Origin of the sequence: Nostoc sp. (genome assembly GCF_035638895.1) — a bacterium.
GTDB lineage: Bacteria > Cyanobacteriota > Cyanobacteriia > Cyanobacteriales > Nostocaceae > Nostoc.
The window spans coordinates 1-6,353 of the sequence record NZ_DASQZC010000088.1 but is presented as its reverse complement, the minus strand read 5'-3'; the positions used below and the strand labels follow the sequence as shown (position 1 = coordinate 6,353).

Sequence of the window (6,353 nt, the reverse complement as noted above, 5' to 3'; positions counted from 1 at the left end):
TTGCACATTCCAAGCGCTGAATTGGGGTTGGTGACGGTAACATCTCTCCAGTTTTCAGAAAGTGATCAATTTCTCCCACCAAAAATGGATAACCTAAAGTTCCACGCGAACACATCACACCATCAGCGCCAGTTTGTTCTAAACATTTCACCGCCGCTTCAACGGAAAAAATATCTCCATTCCCAATCACGGGGATAGAAAGCACTTCTTTCACACGCGCAATCCATTCCCAACGGGCATTGCCATTGTATCCTTGGGCACGGGTGCGTCCGTGTACTGTGATCATTTTCGCCCCGGCATCTTCCATCCGCTTGGCAAAGTCGAGAATAGTAATTTCGTTATCATTCCAGCCAATACGGGTTTTTACTGTCACAGGGACATCAACAGCTTTTACCACTTCCCGCACAATTGCCTCTGCTACTTCTGGTTGCCGCAACAACGAAGAACCACCACCATTTTTAGTGATTTTATTTACCGGACAACCCATATTAATATCTACAGTATCAGCACCTTCGGCAACTGCTTTTATTGCTGCTTCTGCCAGGAAATCTGGACGACAATCAAATAGTTGAACACTAATTGGGCGCTCATTTGGATCTACCTCCATAATTTTGGGTAACTGCTTGACATAATGCAACCCTGTAGCATTCACCATTTCGGTATACATCATCGAATCTGGCGCATAGCGACGCACGAGACGGCGAAACACCATATCTGTTACTCCAGATAGAGGCGACTGGAGAACTCGACTTTTTACCTCAAAGGAGCCAATCTTTAAAGGTTGGGAGAGTCTAGCTTGAAGAATGGGAGAGAGCGAAATCATAGAAAAAATTAAAAATTGTGCGAATAGGAAATAGCAGGAATATGTGATCAGTGGTAATTGTAGGTTACGTATCCTGACTTGGAGGCTGTTTTTGCATTTCTTGCTGAATCTCTTCTAGACTCAGACCTAACTCTTTCCCTGTTTCTTCAAAACTCAATCCCAATCTTAATAATAAAGGTATCATTCTAAACTTTTCTTGATACGCTCCTTCTTGCTTGCCTTCTTGATAAACTCGTGTTTGTTTCAAATCACTTAACCCAAACATACCTTCAATCTCCTCTGGACTTATTGTCGGAAACTTGTAAACCAAGATTGTCTCTATTAATTCTAGTAAGCCAGTGTGGTCTTGGGGGTTTCCCCCATGAACAACTGGCGCACCCGAAGGGTAACTGCCGCCGTTGTGGTTCAATGTTAATTTCTTTTTGGGTTCTGTCTATTAACTGCCTAGCAGCTGTAATTGCTGTCTCCTCTTCATCGACTACTAATTTTATCGTAGCAATTCCAACTGGCAATGATTGATGCAGTTTCACCTAATTCATTAAGATAAATGCGACTGATGCGATCGCTAGTGAAAAATTCACTGTAATTCTTGATATCTGCTGTATCTAAACTGCGATTGGGATAGATAACTATTCCTCGCCAAGAATTTTTAGGTTTATTTTGACGTAAGTATAAACATATTTCTGTAATTAGCCGTGAATAAATTTACCTATCAGCTTAAAATTGCATTTCAACAAAGTAAATCGGATTTTCTTCTCCTTGCGTTGGCAGAAAAACACCATCTATACGGAATGCAGTTTGCTTGATTTCAATTGAGGAGAATTTATAACCCTCTGCTGTTTGGGGTGCATTACCAATTAATTCAAAAAAGATGCCAGGAAGTTCTTGAAAAAGGCGATAAAAAATGGTGTCAGTTTTCACGCTTGATGTATTGCAGAGATTTGCCGCGTTGTAACTTTATCGTGAAATACTACAGATAAAAATCAGTAAGCCGACTGCGGGAAGCAATCGGCTTAACAAATTCATGATAATTTAGTTGCAATTTAACCGTGAGTTGCACCTTGAGGAGGACGCGAAACAACTTTTTTGGCTAAACCTAAAGTCTGCAAAACTGAGATGCTCCACCAAGTAACATCAATCTCCCACCAAGACAACCCAGATTTTGCCATGTGGGGATAAGTATGATGGTTGTTGTGCCATCCTTCTCCATAAGTGACGATAGATACCCACCAAAGATTACGAGCGCCATCATCAGCATCAAAGGTGCGATAACCCCACAGATGTGATGCTGAGTTCACAAACCAGGTTGAGTGCCAAAGCAAGACGCATCTAAGAAACACTCCATAGAACACAAAAGACCATCCCCCTAATGCATATAGGAGCAATGCGAAAGGTATTTGCAACAGCAAGAAATAACGATCCAGCCAGCAATAAAAGGGTTGTCTTGCTAAGTCAGGAGCATATTTTTTATAGGTGTCATAGTCAAAAAATTCTGGACGCGGGTAGAAAATCCATAGTATATGGCTCCACCAAAATCCTTTTTGGGCAGAATAGGGATCTAGGTCAATATCTTCCGTGTGGGCGTGATGCTGGCGGTGTCCACCTACCCAAAAAATTGGCCCACCTTGCAAAGCCAGCGCTCCAATGAGGGCGATCGCATACTCTAACCACTTAGGAACTTGGAAACTCTTATGGCTCAGTAGTCGGTGATATCCTAAGCAAATACCAATGCTCCCGAATAACCAGTGCAGAAACACTAGTAAACCTAATGCTGACCAGGAGAAAAACCAAGGAGACAGAAGTGCTAAGGCATGGAATACACCAAAAAATACCACATTTATCCACCTGAGTTGAGGTGAATTGCCTCTCTCAGGGGCGATCGCCCCAAAATTTGCGGTCATAAAAATTCCTGTTGATGGATGATCAAGCGATTTGCTTTTTCTTAGGCATAATCCCACAAGGATTTCCCCGCCCTGTATACTAGTCCGTTACAGGAGAGTAAAGCAAGTATCACTTACATTTGTTATGCTAGCAGAAATCTGATATCCGTGCAAGTGCCACTTGCATTTATTTATGTCGTCTCAACTCATTTCTACTCGTCAACGCCTAATTCAAGCTGCACTTGAGTTGTTTTCTGCTCACGGAGTCAGCGCTACTACAACCCGCCAAATTGCTGAAAAAGCCGAAGTCAACGAAGTGACTCTATTTCGGAATTTTGGCAATAAGCATGGACTGCTTTTGGCTGTGCTGGAAGAGTCCGCAGCTTTTAAGGACTTAGGTGAGTCGCTGGTGCGGCGGGCAACGCCTCCCGGCAATGTCTACCAAGCTCTTAAAGATTATGCAAGTGACACTTTACATACATTAGAACGAGTGCCAGAGTTCGTCCGGTCTGTGGTAGGGGAAGCCGACCAATTTCCGGCAGAAAATCGCCGCGCACTAGGCAGGGGAGTAACAGAAGCAAATCGTTATGTAGCTCAGTATTTAGCTACTGTAATCCAGCAAGGACACCTAAACACCTACTTACCGGCAGAAAAATTAGCCAGTTTGCTGAATGGGATGATCTTGGGATATGCCGTAATTGAGTTCACTAGCGAATTTCACGAACTTTGGGAGGATCGGGATGATTTTCTGGAAAATTTGGTGGAATTGTTTTTACATGGAGCTATGTCATCCTCAGCAGAATCAGCAATAAACTCTTTACAGGGAGGTTTTATTACCATAGAAGTAGCTGATTTGCCTGCTACTTTAGTTAACGAAATTCTGCAACAAGCAAGGATTTTGGGAATACGAGATTATGCCTTGGCTTACGTGTTATTTGGGGCTGGGTTATCCGCCACGGAAATGATTAGCTTGCAGCGATCGCACCAAATCAACGATACTCAAGGGCACTTTTTACAAATCACAATCCCCGGATTTGTCCGTCAAGTACCTGTGAATCAGTGGATTTTGGGCAAACGCTACGGTTCTTTTACCAATAATCCCTTAATCAAATGGCTGAAAAGTCGTAAAGATGCTCAAACAGCCATGTTTTTGAATGAAACAGGCACACCCATGACAGAATCAGAGCTTGAGGCACGTTGGCAAATATGGAGTGAGAAATTATTAACTCCCCAAGGACAAGCGCCAGCCATAGCACAAGCACAACAAACCTGGCGTGTAGAAATGTTAATGCGGGGGATCAGCTTGGAAAACTTGATTATTTTAACAGGTTGCGATCGCGCCCAATTACAGCCTTATGTCCGCAGAGCCAAAGAAAAAGCCGCCCTAGAGCAAGCGACTCGTTTGGATCACAAACCGGGATAGGAGAGCGGGGATGAGGGAGATGAGGGAGCAGGGGAAGAAGAACTATTGATTATTGCCCAATGCCCGATTAATTTAACGGCTCCATAATGGCTCTTAAACCGTTGGTATAGAGTGTTTTGAGCATTTCTTTAGCGTTATATTCACTGCTAAATACTCCTGCTTGCATAACTCTTTGACCTTGCCAAACTGTGGCAAACGCACCAGGAGAAAGAAATCGCACTAAATCTTGATCTTTATCAGTCGCTAGTGGAACTACTATGCGATAACGTACACCAAATTGTCTTGCAGAGTTACCGCGATATGAAATACTTGCAGAACTTGTTCGGATATTGCGATCAGGAAGTGGTAAAAGTTCTGAAGCACCGGAAGCAGCAGTTTCTTGTATTGGTAATGGCTGCTGTGTTTGCTCCCTCATACTTGGAACTGGTGGCTGTGCAACTGAATTGGATGGGTACTCAGGAGCAGTAAATTCAATTGTATTAGGCTCAATCCGCACATAATTTAACTGCGGTGTATTAGGCGGCTGTGCTGAACTGGGAGTTGTAACTCTTGAAGTGTTAGTTGGTATTTGTCTACCTGACAAGCTGCTAGGAGTGGGAAATCCGGCAACTTTAGAGGTGGATTGCTGTTGATTGGATATAGGCGTGGAAAGCCGCACATTGGCTGGCAACAATGGGAGCAGTTGACTGTTTAATTTTGTAGGAACACGATTATTTGCTGAAATGCTGTTGCTGGTTTGCCTATTAGTACTTTCAGAGATTTCGGGAGCCGAGAAGGTGATTTCTCCGGTTGCTGGAATTTCTCGTAATACATTGTTAGAGACAGGGGCGGGTTGAGAATTTTGGGTTGCAAGTGCTGTTGTACCATTGATATCTACCTTACCAGTGATGCGATCGCTCGCAAGGTTGTTACCAGCAGCAGAAATCACCTGTTTAGCAGCGCTGGCGTTAATGTCGTAGCGGGCATTGTTTTGAAATTGATTACCCCCAGGTTCGGATGCGTTGCCTAAATCTGGCATTGCTTGAGCGATCGCAACTAAACCATCTTCTTTATTATCTTGAATAATATTATTCCGTAAAATCGGGCGAGCATTTGCTTGTACCACAATTCCCGATCTATTGTTTTGAATTTGATTCCCTATGACTACAGGAGTGGCATTTTGGGCAATATTGATGCCAAAACCCGTTTCGTGAAAGATATTTTCCTTCACTTGGGGACTGGAGTCCCCAGCAATTGTGATGCCATTGGCTCCATTGCGAGCAAAAGAATTCTTACTAATAGTAGGTGCAGAATTACCACAGACAGAAATACCATCTTGCGTACTGCCAGTAAATGTATTTTCTGCGATTACCGGATTACTTGATTCAACCCATAAACCGTAACCACGGCGGTTTGGGTTCGTCACAGTCACCCCAGTAAGCAAGGTTTGGTTTGCTCCAACAATTGCGACATTTTGACCAGCAAAGCTCCGGCTTAGGTAATCACCACCTCCCTGAATTACAATATCTTTCCCTTGATTGTTAGGGTTGCCTTGAATTGAGATACCCGGCTTCAATATTAAAGGAAATTCTTCTCCTGTCTCGGCGCTATAAGTGCCTGTGGAGAGCATAATTACAGTATTGGCCTTAGCTAATCGCAACCCTTGGGTAATCGTTTTCAAAGGAGCGGATTCGCTGCCATTGCCTGTGTCATCTCCACCATTTGGGTTGACAAACAGCATGTTCTGAGAATTTGTTTTCTCAACTAGAGGCGCTGAAGGTGTCGATGGTATCTGAGCAATCGCACTACCCAGGAACGCCATAGTTGCCGCTCCCATGCTTACGGTAAAAGATAATACTGATAAACTAAAAAATAAAAGCCTTGCTGATTCCAGAAACTTAAGCTTTGCAAGCATAATATCTACCCTATGGTACTTAGTAAACACACAATGGTGAATCATATTTAACACAACTCATCGGAAGTAACCATAAATTCTGATACTCCCTAAAAGTATTATGTCGATAATATTACTCACATATTCACCATGTGGCGATTTTTAAGACAGGGTAATAAATGATATTGTGTCTGTTCAACAATACCTTGTCCTTTAGGACACGCTACGCGATCGCCAAAATACCCTCACTCTGAAATTTGTTGACCATCAGTAAGGCGATATATACTTTGAGTTTTAATAATCGGCTCATATAATATTTTGGACGAGAAAGCGTTCTATTTAAAAGTTAAAATT

Annotated in this window: 4 protein-coding genes and 1 pseudogene; 1 reads left to right on the top strand and 4 read right to left on the bottom strand. The window is 42.9% G+C overall.

The window, feature by feature from the left end; genetic code table 11:
* From dusB to VE944_RS03845, 3 genes and pseudogenes are all read right to left on the bottom strand, one after another.
* Positions 1 to 823: tRNA dihydrouridine synthase DusB (gene dusB / locus VE944_RS03855; RefSeq protein ID WP_324972538.1), on the bottom strand; the 823-nt coding region annotated here is incomplete at its 3' end.
* A gap of 64 nt (positions 824 to 887) precedes the next feature.
* A pseudogene (locus tag VE944_RS03850) lies at positions 888 to 1,744 on the bottom strand (Rpn family recombination-promoting nuclease/putative transposase).
* 122 nt (positions 1,745 to 1,866) lie between these two features.
* Positions 1,867 to 2,724, bottom strand: a complete 858-nt coding sequence (locus VE944_RS03845; protein WP_324972534.1) for an acyl-CoA desaturase — start codon at positions 2,722 to 2,724, stop codon at positions 1,867 to 1,869.
* A 172-nt stretch (positions 2,725 to 2,896) separates the two neighbouring features.
* Here VE944_RS03845 and VE944_RS03840 point away from each other — a divergent pair, with 172 nt between their 5' ends.
* Positions 2,897 to 4,126, top strand: coding sequence for a TetR family transcriptional regulator (locus VE944_RS03840; protein ID WP_324972531.1), 1,230 nt, complete (start codon positions 2,897 to 2,899; stop codon positions 4,124 to 4,126).
* Positions 4,127 to 4,193: 67 nt separating this feature from the next.
* Here the strand turns inward: VE944_RS03840 and VE944_RS03835 are convergent, their stop codons facing one another.
* Positions 4,194 to 6,065, bottom strand: coding sequence for a DUF1565 domain-containing protein (locus VE944_RS03835; protein ID WP_414690095.1), 1,872 nt, complete (start codon positions 6,063 to 6,065; stop codon positions 4,194 to 4,196).
* Positions 6,066 to 6,353 lie beyond the last annotated feature (288 nt).